General features: G+C 47.7%; 17 protein-coding genes. 8 read left to right on the top strand and 9 right to left on the bottom strand.

The window, feature by feature from the left end; translation table 11 throughout:
- Window positions 1-19: 19 nt before the first annotated feature.
- Genes HNR50_RS15470 through HNR50_RS15460 form a run of 3 tightly spaced genes read right to left on the bottom strand, consistent with a single transcriptional unit; the run spans window position 20 to window position 2,490 of the window.
- The gene (locus HNR50_RS15470) at window positions 20-1,339 is read right to left on the bottom strand and encodes an alpha-amylase family glycosyl hydrolase (protein ID WP_184747689.1); all 1,320 of its coding nucleotides are present in this window, start codon (window positions 1,337-1,339) and stop codon (window positions 20-22) included.
- 50 nt (window positions 1,340-1,389) lie between these two features.
- Window positions 1,390-1,956 (bottom strand): TetR/AcrR family transcriptional regulator, encoded by a 567-nt coding sequence (locus HNR50_RS15465; protein ID WP_184747688.1) that lies wholly within the window; start codon window positions 1,954-1,956, stop codon window positions 1,390-1,392.
- Window positions 1,957-1,983: 27 nt separating this feature from the next.
- The gene (locus tag HNR50_RS15460) at window positions 1,984-2,490 is read right to left on the bottom strand and encodes a shikimate kinase (RefSeq protein WP_184747687.1); all 507 of its coding nucleotides are present in this window, start codon (window positions 2,488-2,490) and stop codon (window positions 1,984-1,986) included.
- A gap of 38 nt (window positions 2,491-2,528) precedes the next feature.
- Between HNR50_RS15460 and HNR50_RS22640 the strand changes: the two genes are divergently transcribed.
- The 4 genes from HNR50_RS22640 to accB all read left to right on the top strand — a co-directional run bounded on the left by HNR50_RS22640 (window position 2,529) and on the right by accB (window position 6,667).
- Window positions 2,529-2,651, top strand: a complete 123-nt coding sequence (locus tag HNR50_RS22640) for a hypothetical protein (protein ID WP_281389119.1) — start codon at window positions 2,529-2,531, stop codon at window positions 2,649-2,651.
- 251 nt (window positions 2,652-2,902) lie between these two features.
- A complete protein-coding gene (accD, locus tag HNR50_RS15455; protein WP_184747686.1) occupies window positions 2,903-3,730 on the top strand; it encodes an acetyl-CoA carboxylase, carboxyltransferase subunit beta in 828 nt (275 codons plus the stop codon).
- 12 nt (window positions 3,731-3,742) lie between these two features.
- On the top strand, window positions 3,743-4,660 hold the full coding sequence (locus tag HNR50_RS15450) for an acetyl-CoA carboxylase carboxyltransferase subunit alpha (protein ID WP_184747685.1): 918 nt from the start codon (window positions 3,743-3,745) through the stop codon (window positions 4,658-4,660).
- A gap of 21 nt (window positions 4,661-4,681) precedes the next feature.
- On the top strand, window positions 4,682-6,667 hold the full coding sequence (accB, locus tag HNR50_RS15445) for an acetyl-CoA carboxylase biotin carboxyl carrier protein (RefSeq protein WP_184747684.1): 1,986 nt from the start codon (window positions 4,682-4,684) through the stop codon (window positions 6,665-6,667).
- A 64-nt stretch (window positions 6,668-6,731) separates the two neighbouring features.
- Here accB and plsY read toward each other — a convergent pair whose 3' ends face one another.
- Genes plsY through HNR50_RS15430 form a run of 3 tightly spaced genes read right to left on the bottom strand, consistent with a single transcriptional unit; the run spans window position 6,732 to window position 8,355 of the window.
- Window positions 6,732-7,364, bottom strand: a complete 633-nt coding sequence (gene plsY / locus HNR50_RS15440) for a glycerol-3-phosphate 1-O-acyltransferase PlsY (RefSeq protein ID WP_184747683.1) — start codon at window positions 7,362-7,364, stop codon at window positions 6,732-6,734.
- Window positions 7,361-8,170 carry a DUF1295 domain-containing protein gene (locus HNR50_RS15435; protein WP_184747682.1) on the bottom strand — a complete coding sequence of 270 codons (810 nt, stop codon included), beginning with the start codon at window positions 8,168-8,170 and terminating at the stop codon, window positions 7,361-7,363. Before HNR50_RS15435 ends, plsY begins: the two co-directional genes overlap by 4 nt.
- Entirely contained in the window at window positions 8,167-8,355 is a 189-nt protein-coding gene (locus HNR50_RS15430) for a hypothetical protein (protein ID WP_184747681.1), read from the bottom strand. Before HNR50_RS15430 ends, HNR50_RS15435 begins: the two co-directional genes overlap by 4 nt.
- Window positions 8,356-8,612: 257 nt before the next feature.
- Here HNR50_RS15430 and HNR50_RS15425 point away from each other — a divergent pair, with 257 nt between their 5' ends.
- The 3 genes from HNR50_RS15425 to HNR50_RS15415 are packed head-to-tail and all read left to right on the top strand — an operon-like array spanning window position 8,613 to window position 11,784.
- Window positions 8,613-9,110 carry a lipocalin family protein gene (locus HNR50_RS15425; RefSeq protein ID WP_184747680.1) on the top strand — a complete coding sequence of 166 codons (498 nt, stop codon included), beginning with the start codon at window positions 8,613-8,615 and terminating at the stop codon, window positions 9,108-9,110.
- On the top strand, window positions 9,107-10,909 hold the full coding sequence (locus HNR50_RS15420; protein WP_184747679.1) for a DegV family protein: 1,803 nt from the start codon (window positions 9,107-9,109) through the stop codon (window positions 10,907-10,909). The genes HNR50_RS15425 and HNR50_RS15420 overlap by 4 nt, the downstream gene beginning before the upstream one ends.
- Before the next feature lie 11 nt (window positions 10,910-10,920).
- Window positions 10,921-11,784 (top strand): hypothetical protein, encoded by an 864-nt coding sequence (locus tag HNR50_RS15415; RefSeq protein WP_184747678.1) that lies wholly within the window; start codon window positions 10,921-10,923, stop codon window positions 11,782-11,784.
- Window position 11,785: 1 nt separating this feature from the next.
- On the opposite strand, the gene HNR50_RS15410 is transcribed toward HNR50_RS15415, so the two are convergent.
- Complete coding sequence (locus HNR50_RS15410) at window positions 11,786-13,243, bottom strand: YfcC family protein (protein ID WP_184747677.1); 1,458 nt, start codon at window positions 13,241-13,243, stop codon at window positions 11,786-11,788.
- Window positions 13,244-13,258: 15 nt separating this feature from the next.
- On the bottom strand, window positions 13,259-14,698 hold the full coding sequence (locus tag HNR50_RS15405; protein ID WP_184747676.1) for a M20/M25/M40 family metallo-hydrolase: 1,440 nt from the start codon (window positions 14,696-14,698) through the stop codon (window positions 13,259-13,261).
- A 45-nt stretch (window positions 14,699-14,743) separates the two neighbouring features.
- Between HNR50_RS15405 and HNR50_RS15400 the strand changes: the two genes are divergently transcribed.
- Complete coding sequence (locus HNR50_RS15400; RefSeq protein WP_184747675.1) at window positions 14,744-16,426, top strand: hypothetical protein; 1,683 nt, start codon at window positions 14,744-14,746, stop codon at window positions 16,424-16,426.
- Between the two features lie 58 nt (window positions 16,427-16,484).
- Here HNR50_RS15400 and pyk read toward each other — a convergent pair whose 3' ends face one another.
- On the bottom strand, window positions 16,485-17,900 hold the full coding sequence (pyk, locus tag HNR50_RS15395; RefSeq protein ID WP_184747674.1) for a pyruvate kinase: 1,416 nt from the start codon (window positions 17,898-17,900) through the stop codon (window positions 16,485-16,487).
- Window positions 17,901-17,915 lie beyond the last annotated feature (15 nt).

The raw sequence follows: 17,915 nt of genomic DNA, 5'->3' as shown, positions 1-17,915 counted from the left end.
GGCCGATTGCCTTCGAATATCAGCTGTTGGAAAACCTCAGGACAGCTCCCCAGTTCGGCCAGATCCGCAGATGCAATACTCCCTTTTCCGCCCATAGTGTTTCATCGTTCAGAAGATCTCTGTATGCCCCGTCGCGGGGAACCGGAATACTGATACGAACTTCATTTTGAGAGGAATTGAGAGCGCAGACTGTCAATTCATCTCCCTCTTCCCGGGCAAAAGCCATCTGGTTAGAATCTTTGTAGAGCTCGCGATAGCTCCCCTTCCGGAGCGAAGGAGAGGCATTGCGGATCGATGCCAGCTTGCGCACAGCTTCCCATGCCGCAATCTCCCTTTCCTCAGACGGATGATCTTGACAGCGGAGCGCCGGCCTGAGATTTCTGTCGCTGTGCCCTTCCTTGATTCCCTCCAGCCCCCATTCGCTTCCGTAATACACCGATGGATTACCGGGTATGGTGTACAGAGCAATCAAGGCATTATAAAAATGCCCCGGATGTTTCAGTACAGAAGCAATGCGGTTTACATCGTGGTTATCGATGAAGTTGTAGAGGCTGTAGTTTCTATAGATCCCGTCCTCTCCGAAAAGCCGATTCAAACTATAGGCGATCTCATAGAAATTATTATCATTGAGACTGGAATATATCCCCTTATAACACTCGTAATTGGTGACCGAATCGAGCAGGTCTCTATCCAGCCACTGACGGTAATCACCGTGGATGACTTCTCCGAGAAGCTGAAAATCCCGATCGAGTCCGCGGGTGAAATTTCTCAGATCCTGCAGGAAGTCCATATGAAGGCAATAGGCGACATCCAGTCTGAGGCCGTCTATTCCGAACTGACGGAACCACATTTCAACAGCTCCGAAAATATGCTCCCTGACGCTGCTGTTTGTAAGATTCAATTCCACAAGGCTTTCATGCCCTTCCCAGCAGCGTACATGAAAGGGATCGATCGAGACATCTTTGAACCAGTCTCTGAAGGAAGAATCACCTCTCTTCTCTTCCAGATCCCTGAATGCCCGGAATGAACGGGCTACATGGTTGAAAACTCCATCGACAAAAACGGCCAGACCATTTTCTTTCAATTTCCCGCAGAGATAGGCAAAATCTTCGTTTGTCCCGAGACGACGGTCTATGCGGTAATAATCCACTGTATCGTAGCCATGGCTCTCCGATTCGAAAAGCGGGCCGAAATACACCGCATTAAATCCCCCTTCTTTTATATGATCGATCCAGGATTCGAGTTCCCTTATGCGGGAAACCGGTTCACTATGGAGGTCATTCCTTTCAGGAGCCCCGGTCAGTCCCAGGGGGTAGATGTGATAAAAATTGTAATTCATTGTTATTGTCTCCTTTTCTATACCGTTCGGTATATTGGGTGTAAAAAAAATTATGAGTAAATCCCATGGGCGAACTGATGGATAGTCCGGTAAACATTCTCACCGCTTATCTCAAACTCATTCCTCAGCAAGCGGGAAAGAGATGTATTGATCAACCCCATGAAAGTGGCGCTGTAATCTCTATGCCTCCCCCTCATATTGCCGTGTTTGAAAGAGGCCTCGATAAACATATCTTCCAGGATCCGCTCTAACTGCCGGAGAAACATTCCTCCGATCCTGATTTCTTCCGATTGAGGAGGCGCAGAACACAAAGTCAGGTATAACTGGATAAAATTCCGCCGAATATCCCCTTTTCTCAGCATAAAATGGAGAATTTTCTGCATTTTCACAAAAATGTCTTCATCACCCGCAGCCAGAGCAGAGAGCTCCTTCATCAGGGGAACGAAATCTCTCTCCAGACAGGACAGATATAGCCCTTCCTTACTTCCGAAGTAATGATATAGAGTCGGTTTGGTGATTTCCGACCGGTTCACGATTTCCTGTATGCCCACAGCATGATAGCCTTTTTCAGCGAAGAGGCTGGCAGCTTCATCGGGGATTCTCTCCCTATTGTCCATAGTCACAATATACCGTTCGGTATACTTTCAGTCAAGCTCTTTCAGTTTTTTTTCCAGAAGCAGGGCCGTTTCATCCTGGGAGACGAACGCTGTGTCAACAACAATATCTGCATAACGGCGGTACAGAACTTCCCTTTCCGAAAAGAGTTCGGCAAAGGACTGGTTCCCGGCTTTGGCGATTCCCCGGGTTTCAAAATTTCTGATCCGCGCTTTCAGTTCGGCGAGCCCCGCCTGGAGAAATATGATCCGGGAAATGGTACCGAGGTGTTTCATAGCTGCTTCGCTGTAGACGGCACTTCCGCCGGTGGCGATAACATGACCTTCTATATTGATTTTGAGGATCTCTTCTTCTTCGATTTGCCGTAGAGCCATATAGCCGTCCCGGTCCATTATGGATTGAAGCGATTCCCCTCTGTTAATCTGTATCAGGATGTCCGTATCGAGAAACCCCATGGAAAGGTTTTTAGCCAGTATAATTCCCGTCGTGCTCTTGCCGGCACCGGGCATGCCGATCAGGGTGATGTTCTTTTTCATAGAATCAAAGGTAAACTCTTTTGCAGGAAAGTGGCAAGATGGTCGTTCTATTATTTCTCCGCGAAATACAACTCTATCATGAAATCAGGGGTATACTGGTCGTAGGGCGATTCCGGATTTTTTCAGATCAGGAGAGAAAACTGGATTTGACCCATGCTTAATGAAGCGAAACAGCTCGCTATTTTATAGGGCATTTCCAGGGAAAATTTCGAACCTTATAAGTCATGTTCATTCGATATTTTAATCTTGACTTATTATTGACATTTTCTTACAATTTGTCAGATACAATTCAGCGGCACTAAAGTCGCGTATATGTGATATCTTTTACAACAAGAGTTAATCGGGAAAGGATTTCACAAAAAGTATTTGCCTACCTACAAGTAGGTAGATAGAATTAAAACAGGTGGTATAGATGGCTTGGTTTAGCACTCCGAAAGCTAAGGATAAGAATTTCAATGAAGATATCTGGTTAAGCTGCCCCAAATGTAAAAAACACATTTTCAAGGAAAGCTGGCTTCAGGATCATAAAGTGTGCCCCGCATGCGGACACCATGGAAAGTTGACAGCCTGGGAAAGAATAGGGATCACTCTCGACGAGGGAACCTTTACCGAGCTCAACAGCAATATTAAGCCTTCCGACCCTCTTCACTTCAACGATGCCAAAGGAAGTTATAAAGATAAGGCTGCGGCCACAAGGGAGAAAACCGGTCTCAACGAGTCGGTCGTAACCGGCATTGGCAAAATTAACGGGATTCCCGTTTCCATTGCCGTCATGGATTTCCGTTTTCTCGGAGGAAGCCTTTCTTCCGGTACAGGCGAAAAGATTCTCAGAGCAGCCAATTACGCTTATGAAAAATCTGTTCCCCTCATTATTTTCTCAGCCTCCGGCGGAGCGAGAATGCACGAGGGAATCCTCAGCCTGATGCAGATGGCGAAGACCTGCGCCGGCGTAGCCCGGCTCAATGACAGGGACATTCCTTTTATTTCCGTTCTGACCGACCCGACCACGGGAGGCGTTTCCGCTTCCTATGCCATGGTGGGAGACCTGAACCTGGCGGAACCGGGAGCTCTTATCGCTTTTGCGGGCCGGAGGGTTATCGAAGAAACAATCAAACAGAAACTTCCCGACGATTTCCAGACAGCGGAATACCTGGTGGAGCACGGTTTTATCGATAAAATCGTACACCGGAAGGAAATGAAGAATACTCTCAGTCAGATTCTTTCATTTTACAACAGATAGGAGCAAGGGAAGATGGTAAGCAAAATAGAACTGGAAAAGAAACTGGCTTTGATGTCCAACTCCCCGGAGCTGTTTAAAAAAGAGATAGCCAAAGTTAAAAAAGAGCTGGCGGAACTAAGCTTACAGCCCCAGGACCGGACTCCCTGGGAAACAGTCAAGCTGGCAAGGAACCCTCTGAGACCTGTTCTTCAGGATTATCTGGGGGCGATTTTTACCGATTTTACCGAATTCCACGGAGACAGACGTTTTTCCGATGACAAGGCCATCGCTTCCGGTTTCGCCCGGATCGGCGGAGAACCGGTTATGGTTGTCGGTCATAACAAAGGTAAGACGATCGAGGAAAACATCGAAAGGAACTTCGGATGCGCCTTACCCGACGGTTACAGAAAAGCCCTGAGGATGATGCAGCTCGCCGAGCGGTTCAATGTCCCCATAATCACATTCATAGATACACAGGGAGCTTTCCCCGGTCTGGAAGCGGAAGAAAGGGGGCAGGCCGAGGCCATAGCCAGAAACCTGGTTGAAATGGCCCGGATCAAAGTCCCCATAATCTGCGTGGTCGTGGGAGAAGGCGGTTCCGGCGGTGCTCTGGGAATCGGAGTGGGAGACAGAATTCTGATGCTCTCCAATGCGGTTTATTCGGTTATTTCGCCGGAAGGATGCGCGGGAATTCTCTGGAGAGACGGCACGAAGGCACCGATTGCCGCCGCCGCGCTCAAGCCGACAGCACCGTCCCTGAAAGAACTGGATGTTATTGACAGAATAATAGAAGAGCCGACGGAAGGGGCCCATACAGATTACGATGCCACTTTCGCCGCCGTTAAAAAAGCAATACTGGAAGAGCTGAAGGGCCTTAAGAAAGTTCCCAAAGCCAAATTGACAAAACGCCGTTTTGAAAAATTTTCCAAAATGGGTATCTACAACGAGTAGAAAGAAACAGGAGTTATTAATATGGCCGATAGAAGTCAGAAAAAAGAAGACGCTCTGCACAAGCTGCCTTTGAGAATTACCGATACGACATTGAGAGACGCTCATCAGTCCCTCTGGGCGACCAGAATGAGGACTTCCGACATAATGGAAATCATCGATACGATTGACAAGGCCGGATACTACTCCCTTGAAATGTGGGGCGGAGCCACTTTCGACGTATGTATGCGCTTTCTCAGAGAGAACCCCTGGGAGAGACTGAGGGAAGTTAAGAAACGCGCGACAAAAACGCCTCTGCAGATGCTCCTCCGCGGACAGAATGCCGTCGGATACAGGAACTATTCCGATGATGTCATAGATAAATTCGTAGCCCTGGCCTGTAAAAACGGGATTGATATTTTCCGGATTTTCGATGCGCTTAATGACACGAGAAACCTCGAGGCCGCGATTAAAGCCGTAAAAAAACACGGCGGTCATGCCCAGGGTACACTTGCCTACACCACGTCACCTGTTCACACTGTTGAGAAATATGTTGAATATGCGAAGGAGCAGGTTCAGTTGGGCGTGGACTCACTCTGTATTAAAGATATGGCGGGAATCCTGAGCCCCATAATGGCGGAAAAACTGGTATCAGCCCTTATTAAGGAAGTGGATGTTCCCATTCAGCTTCACGCTCATGCCACCAGCGGTATGGCGACCCCAACCTATGTGGAGGGAGTGAGAGCCGGAGCGGGAGCCATAGACTGTTCCATCTCCAGCATGGCCGGATTTACCTCTCAGCCGCCGGTCGAGACTCTGGCCTCCATATTCAATGAAACGAATTACGCCACCAACCTCGATTTTGACGCTCTGGCGGATATTGCCGCTTTCTTCAGCAAACTCAAACACAAGAGAGCCCATAAAAGCACAGCTATGGATTCCATTATCGATCCCGGCATTCTGGTTCACCAGATTCCCGGCGGTATGATTTCCAATTTCCGCTCCCAGCTCGATATGCAGGGTGCCCTGGATAAACTGGACGATGCTCTCAAAGAAGTCACAGCTGTCCGTAAAGATCTGGGATACCCCCCTCTGGTAACTCCTACCAGTCAGATCGTCGGAACCCAGGCTGTTATGAACGTCCTTTCGGGCGAACGCTATTCCATGGTTCCCAATGAAGTGAAAGAATACGTCAGAGGCAAGTACGGCCGTTCACCAGCGCCGATCGATCCCGAGTTTATCAAAAAGATTCTCGGCGATGAAAAACCGATCGACCACAGGCCGGCGGACGATATCAAGCCGATGCTCCCCACAATCGCCAATGATCTCGAGGCGGGACTGATCAAAGAAGATGAAGATGTTCTTTCCTACGCCATGTTCCCCGAAGTGGCTATCGAATATTTCAAATGGAGAAACCTGCCTGAAGAAGAAAGGGATCCCATACCGGCGGACCTTGAAATGGAAGCGGATAAATCGACGGAAGAAGTGAAGATTACCGACCTGGCTATGAAACAGGGGAACGGTAAGGCAGATACGGACCAGATGGTCCACACCAACGACTATACGGGGATAGCTCATGTTATCGCTCAGACGGCAGGACTGAATCTGGATGAGCTTTCCATCCGCAAGGGTGATTTCTCAATTGATATCAGAGCCAACGGAGCGGCCCCCCGACCTTCGGCACAGCCTCAGCCTGCAGCGGCTCCTTCGCCAGTAGAACCGGCTCAATCGTCACCTGCGCCTCAGGAAACGGCACCTCAGGCTCCTGCTGCTTCAGCCGGAGATGCATCAGCATATGACAATACAGTTACGGCGCCGCTTGTGGGAACGTTTTACGCCGCTTCGGAACCTGGACAGCCTCCTTTTGTCAAAGTGGGCGATTCGGTAAAAGCCGGAGATACGGTTTGTATAGTTGAAGCCATGAAGCTTTTCAACGAAATCAAAGCCACAAAAGACGGTATCGTCGGTGCCATTTTCTATAAAGATGGAGATAAAGTGTCCAAAGGTGATGTGCTTATCGGCCTGAAATAGTCCATAGGAATATTGAAAAAAGGATTGTCCTCAAAGCTGGACAATCCTTTTTTTTATTGTAAGGTCAGTCTCTTTTCCTTCTGAATCTGTTCTCTTCTCCTCTCATTAGTCTGACGATATTTTTTCTGTGGAGGACCGTTATAACAATAGCGGTTGCGATGAAGAAGACTTGCAGTTCAGGAGAGTAGTGATACCCCGCAAGCCAAGTAAAAATACGGTAGAAGATTGGCAGAAACCAGGCTGCGGTCAAAGAGGCGACCGAAACATATCCGGTCAGGAAAGCTATTATGAGAAATAAAATAAGACAGGCCGGCAACGCCGGTGGAAAGAGAGCAGAAACGCCTCCTGCACCGGATGCAACAGCCTTCCCCCCTTTGAATCCCGACCAGATGGGAAAGACATGGCCGAGAATCACGGCACTCAGAATCAGGAGTTTCAACAGTAATTGATTGTCCCACTGGATGCCGAAAAACCCGGAAAGCCATTGACTATAAAAAACAGGAAAAAAGGCCTTGGAAAAATCGAACAGTGCGACTGGGAGCGCGGCTTTCGCACCGAGAATACGGAAAACATTAGTGGCTCCGGCGTTACCGCTCCCCTCCTTTCGAATATCCTTTCCTGTGATGATGAATCCGGCCAGAAGGGCAGCGGGAACAGAGCCGATGAGATAGGCTCCCGCAATGAGTAGAAGCGTCATGACTTATCTTCCCTGGCAGACTTGGGAGGAAAAGGAATTAATAAACTTGTCCTGTCCCGGTATGACCGGTAGAGGGGATTTCCTCCGTATTTCTTTTCGGCGCTTTTCTCCAGAAGGGGAATTCCGCTGACGAAGAGAAGAAGAAGAGTAATAAAAACAGGACCCATAACAGTCAGAATCTTCAAACCGCCCAAAGCCGGGATAGCTGCAATAAAAAGCCCCCACCAGACCAGCATTTCACCGAAATAATTAGGGTGTCGGGAGTATTTCCACAAACCATTTTCAATCCACAACCCTTTATTTTTTTCATTGTTCTTAAAGCGGAATTTCTGATGATCGCTGATGCTCTCGATAATAAATCCGATTGCAAAAAGGACAAAGCCAATAGAGTGGAGATACAGATTGAAAGGTACTTCCCGAACTGTCAGAAAAAAGGTGACTGGCAGCATGATGACCCACACCGCTATCATCTGCAGAACCCAGAAGCGGATCAGATTGGCAGGGTTGTTCCTTTTGTCATCAAAGCGCTCATCGGTTTTCGTAATGATTATCCGCATAAAAAGATAGCCGCCCAACCTGAGAGCCCATAAGAGAACGGCAGCAGCAACCAGTAATTGAATCAATGTGAAATCCGGACCTGCAGCAAACAAAAGAAGAGGAGCCAATACAGCAAAAGTTAGGCTGTAGGACAAATCAGTCACTTTGTCGGTTTTAAAAATCAAAGCCACAAGGAAAAAAGCAAAATTAATGCCTAAGCTGAATAAAAGAGAAGCCGGAAGAGGCTGGCTGTTGATAAATTGAATCATAATTTTTCTCCGTAAGTATAAATAATTTCTGCAAAAACCAATTTTGACGGATCGCCATAACCAGGTTCTGGCAATATGGTTTGACCGTGAATTTCGCTGAGCGGACCACTCATATTGTCGACGACATTTTCCACAGGTTCAATACAAAGACTGAGAAAAGCCGATTGCCCATATTTCAGTTTCATAGTTTCAACTCGACTGTTGTTCAGCGGATAGGGGGATACCCAGAAGAACAAATAATATCACTTTGCTATTTTTCATACAAATTAAACTCCTATATATATAATAATAGTAACTATTTGCAGTTTATTCAAATTTATTCTTGCCTTTATATTTCTTTTTGATATATTTAATATTGTAATCTTTGAATTCAGGATGTTAAAAAGTGAAGCGGACGTTGTTTAATTCTTTATTGTTAATTATATTTTTTACAGGAGGGATTATGAATTTATCAGCTTCGGGAAATACGGAACCTTTCCATAAAACTGTAGACTATGTAGACCTTGAACGTTTCTCAGGAGACTGGTATGTCATAGCCCTGATTCCAACGGCATTCGAAAAAGGTGCTTCCCACGGCATAGAAAATTATTCTATAGACAGTGAAGGAAATATACGGGTTCGATATACTTTTACGAAAGGCTCGGAAAATCCTAAAGAGAAAGTCATGTATCAGAAAGGCTGGGTCTATGATTTTGAGACCAATGCTGAATGGCGTGTGCAGCCTCTTTGGCCTCTGAAGCTGCCTTATTACGTTTTGGAGCTCGCTGAAGATTACTCCTATACCGTTATCGGTACAAATAATTATAAATACCTTTGGATAATGGCCCGCTCCCCCGTAATGGAAACCGGAGTTCTCGAAGGCATCATAAACAGGATGACAGAAAGAGGTTTCGACAGAAAGGACATCATAGAAATGGAACAAAAGGAGTCTGCAGAATGAGCGATGATGTTATGAACGGCTATCAGATTTACCATGGATTTCTCGCCGGAGTTATGAGTATTAACAAAGAAAGGCAGCATTTGAACCGGATCAACGTTTTCCCCGTTGCCGACGGGGATACGGGTAACAATATGGTGAGAACCGTAAAAATGATAGCCAATCGTCTGGAGTCGTCACGCTCGGCCACTGCCGTTCTCTCCCGCATCGCGAGCCTTTCTCTCGATAGCGCTCGGGGCAATTCGGGTATGATATTTTCACAGTACCTCAACGGACTAGCCATTCATACCGAAGGGAAAGACAGTCTTTCCATGGATGATTTCGCTCTGGCCGCTAAAGAATCAGTAGACATGGCATACAGGGCAATGGATAAACCTGTTGAAGGGACAATACTCACAGTTCTGAAGGCCTGGTCCGAGTCGCTCTATCAGCACAGCGTGCAAAATCATCCTCCCGGAGAAATCTTCCGGAGAGCTTTTGACAAAGCTGCCCAGGTTCTGGAAAAAACCAGGGATCAGCTCCAGGTACTGAAAGAGAATAATGTCATAGACGCCGGGGCTCTGGGATTCGTCTCCTTTCTGAAAGGTGTTGAAACCCTTCGTTTCCAGGGTCCGGTCCCCTTATCCTTCAGACGTCAGCTTCTTGCGGGAAAAGAGCCGGTTTCAATTAATGAAAACATGAGCCGCCACAAAAACAGCGACGTACCGCCCTTCAGATACTGTACAGAGTTTCTCATCGGCAACAGGCTAGATGATGCAGAAAACCTGAGAAAAGAATTGAGCCCCCTGGGCGATTCTCTGATAATCAACGAGGGTAAGGAGAAGACAAGGATCCACATTCATACGAGCGTTCCTTATGAGGCTGCGGATATTTTGCGGAGATACGGCGCAATTGAAGAGGAAAAGGCCGACGATATGGTCAGACAGCAGCAGGTCGTCAATGCACGGAAGAGCTCTGTAGCCGTCCTGACTGATTCCATTGCCGATATTCCCCAGGAGATCCTCGATGAGGAGCAGATCCATGTGATAAACCTGAAACTCAGCTGGGATGATGCTGAATATCTCGACCGCGTTACCATTACGCCGGAACAGTTCTACAGGGAACAGCAGATACGGTCCTCTTTTCCGGGCAGCTCCGTTCCGGAACCGGGCAGGATCGAATCCATCTTTCAGTATCTGACCGATTATTACGATTCGGTTATTGTTCTGCCCGTAGCCAGATCGCTCAGCGGCACATGGAATCAGATGACTCAATCGGCTCTGCCCTATAACAAAACAAAAAAACGCATAGCTGTCATAGACACCTGTCTCAATTCAGTGGCCCAGGGACTGCTTGTCCGCGAAATAGCCCGACAGGCAAACAAAGGCAAAACGCTCGAAGAGCTGGTGACAGCCGCTGAAGATCTCAAGAAGAAAATACGGATTTACGTAAGTGTCAGCACTTTTAAATATATGGTGAAGGGTGGCAGAGTCAGCCCGCTGAAAGGGTTTGTAGCCTCCCTTCTCCACCTTAAGCCGATTGTATCACTCGATGCGACAGGAAAGGGAAAGGCTTTCGATAAGGCTTTTTCCCGCGCCGGTCTTGTAAAAAAGATTATTTCCATTATGAAAAAGACATCAGAGACAAAGGGCATTCAATCATACGCCATAGTTCATGCAGCGGCGGAAAAGAAAGCCGATGAGTTCGCCAGGTCTTTGAATGACGCTACGGGTACGGCACCCGATTACATTACTTCCATTTCCCCTATAGTGGGCATGCACTCGGGACGGGGAGCCCTGGCAATCGGTGTCATAGAAAAGTAAGGAGTTATAAAATGAGAAAAATCGCTATTATCACAACTTTATTGTTCACCATTCTGGTAAACAACCTATTCAGTCTATCATGGGATGAAGAGAGCCTTATCAACAAGCCTGACAGCCTTTTCAAGTTCAACGCCAAAGTTGAGGGCGGAGTCACGAAAGTGCTCTACCACCACTATCAGAACGGCGACGCGGGAACCGATTTCGATTTCGTCACCATGGGAGGCCAGGAGATCCTCTTTCCCTTCAGCCGCGTAGAAGCGGGAATGGTCATAGCGGACCGCCATATCTTCAATGCCCTTTATCAGCCTCTGATCGTTAATACGGAAGTGACCTTCCGCGATGATGTGACTGTCGATCAGGTTACTTTTGCCTCGGGAACGCCTATGGATATCCAGTACGGCTTCTCCTTCTGGCGCTTCACCTACGGTTTCGATTTCTTCAAGCGGAAAGATCTCGATGTCGTAGCCGGCGTGGCGCTCCAGTTGAGAAATGCCTCGATCATTTTCTCTGAAAAAAACGGGACGCAGTCCACGACGAGCCAGAACCTGGGACTGGTACCGGCTCTCTACCTCGCCGCCGAGTACCGCTTCCCCTCGGGCATCGGCCTGGGCTTTGAAGCCACGGGAATCTACGCCAGCTCCGCCTTCTTCAACGGTGCGGATTTCCAGTTCGAAGGCAGTCTCCTCGATACGTCCCTCAGGGTTTTATTCCCTCTGAAAAACGGTATAGATACTTATGTCAATGTCCGCTTCCTCGGAGGAACTTCCGATGGAGTCAGCCAGTATGAAGACCGCTTCTGGACCCAGACCATAGAAAATTATTCAACAAACAATCTGGCCACTTTGAATTTCTCCATCGGACTGAGAATCCGGTAAGCTAAAAAGGCCCGAATCCGAACTGGACGGCTCCCCAGAGAAAGGCGCAGGTCAGGCCGAGCATGACCAGCTGAAGGGGAAATGTCCAGCGGATCCATTTGGGATAGGAGACGACCGTAAATCCCAGCGCGATGAGAAGCAGGGCGTTGGACGGATAGACCATATTGCTGAATCCGTCTCCGAAGTCGAAAGCCAGAACGGCCGTCTGGCGGGTTATCCCCACCAGATCGGCCAGAGGCGTCAGGATAGGCATCATAAGAAAGGCTTTCGCCGAAGCCGAACCGATAAAGAAGTTCATCCCCAGGGTGAGGGCGTATACGAGGAAGGCCGCCGCGTCGGGCGATGCCTTGCTTATGGCACCCGATGCCAGATAGAGAATGGTATCGGTAATCTGAGCCTGATCTATGATGTGCTTGACGCTGTAAGCCATGAGAACGAGGAGAATTCCCGGCAGGATTCCGAGAGTTCCCCTGCCGAAGAACCGCAGGATGTTCCGCCCCTTTATTCCCACGAGAAAAGCACTACCGATTCCTCCGATTAGGAAAAACAATCCCATTAGAGGAAAAGCCAGATCGGAAAGAGCTGAAACCATCGATGAGAGGAGCACCATGATTATGGCGGCGGTCATGGACAGGGTAAACCAGATAACCGCCCGGCTCATTTTCTTCTTTTCCGAATCGGAAAGTTTTGTTTTGTGCAATTCTCCTTCGGTTCTTTTTACCTCCAGATCCTCTTTGTAGACAATAGAGAGTTCCGGTTTTCTCTCGATCTTCTTCGCATAGGTACTGACGAATAGATAAACGAAAAAGTAAACGACAACGAAGAAGATAATTCGGTACCAGGCCCCGGAGAAAAGAGGAAGCTCGGCTATTTTCTGGGCGACGCCGATTGTGAAGGGGTTAGTAACGGCGGAAGAGAATCCGAAAGCCAGAGGCATCAGGCTCATCCCCAGTCCCGTCAGGGAATCCCATCCCAGGGAATGGGCCAGCGGTACGATAAAAAGAATGAGCGGAACCAGACCTTCGTATATACCCAGAAATGAAGCAAGAAACATAAAGAGAAAAATAATCATGGCCATAAGGAGGTATTTGCGGCTTCTGAATTTTTCAACGAGCTCATCGAGAATATAGGTGATAACTCCGGCGGTCTCCAGAACCGTAACGGAACCGCTTATAAAAATAATAAGCAGCGAAAGAGTGATAATTGTGAGGCTGTCAGCCCCCCATAAAACCTCAACCGGAGCGGTCAGCCACCGCCATATCGGATAATCCGGTGCTTCGGTATAATGAAAAGAGCCGCTGACAACCACCTCTCTGGCACCGTCTACAACTCTGTCAAAACTGCCCGCCGGCAGAATCCGTCCCATAATCCCCGATATGATCATAAGCACGAAAATGATTATGACTGAGCCGAGGAAGGCTTTTTTTCCTATTTTTACTGAACTTTCGCTGTTTCCCATCTATTTTTCCATTCCTTAAATTTCATTCAATAACGTCATGTAGAACTGTATGGCTTTCCTATAGTTTTCCCGGGATATCCTCTCATCGGCACTGTGGATAAGGGCGATCTCTTCGCTTTTCAGGCTCATGGGGGAAAAACGGTATATGTTCCTGCAGACATTTCTGTAGTGTTTGGAGTCCGTAGCGCCGGTCATCATATAGGGAGCCGTAACAGCCCCTTTAAAAACTCCACCTATGACAGATTCAATCAGCCTGTACGGTTCGTTATACAGTTCCGATTCCTCCACGGGATCATTGGAATCGTTCATGCTGTAGTTTTCCACTGTTACCGGTTGATGCTTCAAAATCTGCGAGACCCTTTTTACCGTACTGTCCACTGTTTCCCCGGGAAGAATCCTCAGATTGATTATCGCTTCACCCGACGAGGGAAGAACATTCTCTTTTTTTCCCGAACGGATTATCGTCACGGCCTGGGTCGTGCGGATCAAAGCTGCCGTCTGGTCACCGGCGAGAAGCAGTTTTTTAATGACCGGAGAAAAGATACGCTGATTGGCCAGAACAATGGCGACAGGAAAACTCACAAAAGGGACAATCCCTTTCAGAAAGGCTTCCACTGTAGGTGTCAGCTTTGCCGGAAAAGGGCGGTTTTCCATAGTGGCCACGGCCCGGGCAATAAGCCCCGCCGCACTGTGAGCAGGGGGCATGGAGGAGTGCCCTCCCTTCCCTTCCGCGGCGATCCGGATATTGACATATCCCTTCTCTGAAATGCCGACCAGGGCCAGAGGCTCTTTAACCATGGCCAGGGCGTTCTCGGCTACGACTCCCCCCTCATCGAGAAGCCAGTCGAATTCCATACCCGTTTTTTGAAAATAAGCGCTTATTCTACCGGCCCCTTCGGTTCCCTGAGTCTCTTCATCTCCGCCGAAGGCAAAATACACCGTACGGTCGGGAGTATATCCGCTGGAAAGGAGTTGTTCGGCTGATTCAAGAAGAGCGGTAAAGGTATTTTTTGTATCCAGGGTCCCCCGCCCCCAGATAAACCCGTCTTTCTCTTCTCCTCCGAAAGGATCGGCGGACCACTTCCCGGGAACGACGGGAACAACATCGTAATGGGCGAGAAAGAGAACAGGTTTTACCGATTCATCTTTGCCGGGCCACTTGAGAATACAGGAATAATCACCCATAACCTCAAGTTCCATTCCGGAAATGACTCCGGGATAGTTATTTTCGATAAAAGGGATGATTTTTTTGAATTCTTCCAGATCATTGAGGGAGTAATCACTGTGGCTAACAGACTTTATGGCAACGGCCCGCTTCAGTTTATCGACGATATGATCCGATAGTTCAAAAGGAAGGGATTCAATTATCCCGGTGAATTTCCCGCGGAACCTCAAAGTATTGAGTACTAAAACAACTGTAATGGCAAGGAGAACGGCAAAAATAGAGTATATCATGAGAATCATACTACTCTATACCCTGCTGTAAAAACAGAAAAAAAAATGCTGAAGCTCTTTAAAAGAAAAAAAAATAATCAGAGTTCCGAAGAAGCTCCTGTTCCGCCGGAAAAACGAATAACCGGCATCCTCAATAAGCTGCTGAACCTCAATGAAGAAACAGAGATAATCGATACGGCAGAGATGAGGAAAAGGCTGGACGATTCGGTCCCCTGGCTCTATTTCCATCTGTGCGGAAGCAGCGATATTTTCGATTTTTCCATAGTGCTCAAAGATGACGGTTTTCAGAAAGAACAGATCAGTCATCTTCTCAATGAAGCTCTGGCCCTCGAGGTCCTGCCCGGAATCCTCACCGTCGAAGACAAAGAGCCTCTTTTCTGGAACATTGGGGAAAAGGAGGTGATCGCCGGAGGGAAAAACAGCTATTATATAGTTAAATCCGATCAGGAATCGGGACAGGAAAAAGACAGCAAATGCCTGATAGTAAAAAGAAGCAGAGAGTTTGCCTTCGGGAGTTACCTTATTCCGGAACTGACTATCGGGAACTCCCCTATCTGTGCTGATTATTCACAAATATGCTTCGATCCGGTCCCCGTTTCAGCTGAAGGCTGCAGCCTCTACAGGTGCACGTTCACCATCGACAATAGGGATACGGAGTGCTTCTATAGTTTTAAAGGCCAGAATCCCTCAATCGCCACCTTATCGGCTCAGCTTATGAAAGCGCAGAAAAACAGCCTCGGACGGCTTATGAATAAAGAAGTGAAAATCCGTTCGGCGGGACCATTTTCAGGGGATATCGACGCCATGGCCGACGGTTATGAACTGGAGGGAAACATATATTCTCCCGGCGGTTCCCTCACCTATGCCTTCCGATTCCCCCGCAAGCTGATCAATCTTCTGCCGGAACAGGAATGCTCAACCGTCAAGGGTAAGATTCTTCAGACGAACCGCGAACTCTTCAGCAGAAATTTTTCCAGCTTCCACCTCACAGAGGGACGTTTTCTTCTGGATGATCTCCTGACTCTGGCGGGAAAACGGGACATCAATCTGATCTGTCAGAATTTCTTTCTGGCCCGTTCTTTAAGCGGCAATGAACTGAGAGAGCTTTTCTATCACAAAATCCGCAAAGGCGACCGGATCGGGATGACATCCATACCTTTCAGAAGCCGACAGAATCTTCTCAGCCATCTGCCTGTAAGACTACGCGACGGGTTTATAGCGGGGAGTGGCTGCTCTGACTCCCTCGAAGAGCTCCTGGAACGAAACAGGAAACTACTGGAAGAGCTTTACAATCAGATCATGGACAACAAGATTCTACTGGGATCAAATACACTCATGATTCTGGAGAGAGAGACCGGAGCCAGGCTCCAGGAAAGCAAAATGCTGAGACTGAAAAAACTGATGAGCAATATGGGCAGTTATAACGCCCTTATGCGGATGGACAGCAAGACCATTCAGATTTTTCTCGGTCAGCTCAATCACACAGTGCTCAGCGATCTTTTCGTCTATCAGCCGAAGAACATCGTTCAGGTAAAACCATTTCTCAGCCGGACCCGTTTCAACGAACTGATGGAAGATGTCCGGTTCACACAAAAGAGAATTAAAACAAACCAGATCGATATAAACCGGATTTGTGACAATATCGAAAGATTCAACAGGGAATCAGCCGAATTCATTGAAAAGGAAAATGAAAAAATCCGGAGAAACTCCGGGAACAGAGAGAGCTGATAAAAAAAGCCCTTCCCGGTAGGGGAAAGGCTTCCGCTTATTCACAACATAACATCAATCAGGTAAGGGTGTTCTTCACACAGTTCGCCACAGTATTGATTTCTATGAAATCGGCTGCTTCGGTGGACTGGGGATTCCCGGCCATAAGAACAACCAGATCGCTGATATTCAAGTCCGTTTCCTTAACAAGATGATTCAGGTTTCTCGTTGTCAGGTCATTAATCGTTTCGGCGGCTTCTATATAATGCGCGTCAAGTCCGTAAATAAGAGACATGCGGCGCATGACATCTTTTTTATGACACATAACATATATGGGAACATGCGATCGATGGGAAGCCAGGATTCTGGCTGAATATCCCGAATGGGTATCGGCAACAATGGCCGTAACGGGAAGCTGGGTCGCCGCTTTGACGGCATTTCTCGCCAGAAAACTTCTGACAGTCGCATCTCTGTATCCTTTGCAGGATAAAGCCTGGGACTTTTGAGATTCCACATTGCGGGCGATTGAGGCCATAGTCTGAACGGCTTCAACGGGATAGTCCCCGTAGGCTGTCTCCCCGGAAAGCATAAGGGCGTCGGTTCCGTCGAAAACGGCATTGGCCACATCGCTGACTTCAGCTCTGGTGGGACGGGGATTTTTGATCATGGTGTGGAGCATCTGGGTTGCTGTAATTACCGGCTGGGCCCGCTTGATGCAAATGTCGATAATTTTTTTCTGAGCTACCGGTACTTCTTCTGCGGGAATCTCTATTCCGAGGTCACCTCTGGCAATCATGACACCGTAAGCGTGATCGAGAATCTCTTCGATATTGTCAACGCCTTCTCGGTTTTCGATCTTGGCAATGATTTTGGCTTTGCTGTTATGCTTGTCAAGAATAGCCTGTACATCCAGAACATCCTGTTTGTTCCTCACAAAGGAATGGGCTATGAAGTCGAGGTCGTTTTCAGCAGCGAACTGAATATAGTCTTTATCCTTCTGGGTCAGAGAGGGAAGCTGAATGGAGACATCGGGGACATTGACGCTTTTATTGTTTTTGATTTCACCGTCGTTGAGAACTTCGCAGAACAGGGCGCCGTCTTTTTTATTTACGACTTTCATTCCCGTTTCGCCGTCATCGATGAGGATGGTATTACCCACATTCACATCTTTGACAAATCCGGAGTAATTGACTTTGAAGCAGGTTTTTCCCTTCAGGACTTTGTCGCTGATGACCAGCTCATCACCTTCCTTGACCGTAAGAACCGATTCCATTTCACAGGTTCTGACTTCCGGTCCTTTCGTGTCGAGAAGAAGAGCTATCTTCGATGAGACCCTTCTTACATTTTCTATAACCTTCAGTGTGTCTTCATGAGTCTGATGAGCCGTATTGAGACGGACAACATCCATTCCGCTTTCATGCAATTCCCTGAGAAATTCGACATCGCATTTTAAGTCCGAGATTGTGGCAACAATCTTGGTGTGTTTTCTCTTCATTTGTTTATTTTACTC

This window comes from Spirochaeta isovalerica, from assembly GCF_014207565.1.
Lineage (GTDB): Bacteria > Spirochaetota > Spirochaetia > DSM-2461 > DSM-2461 > Spirochaeta_F > Spirochaeta_F isovalerica.
This window is presented reverse-complemented; position numbering and strand designations above follow the sequence as displayed.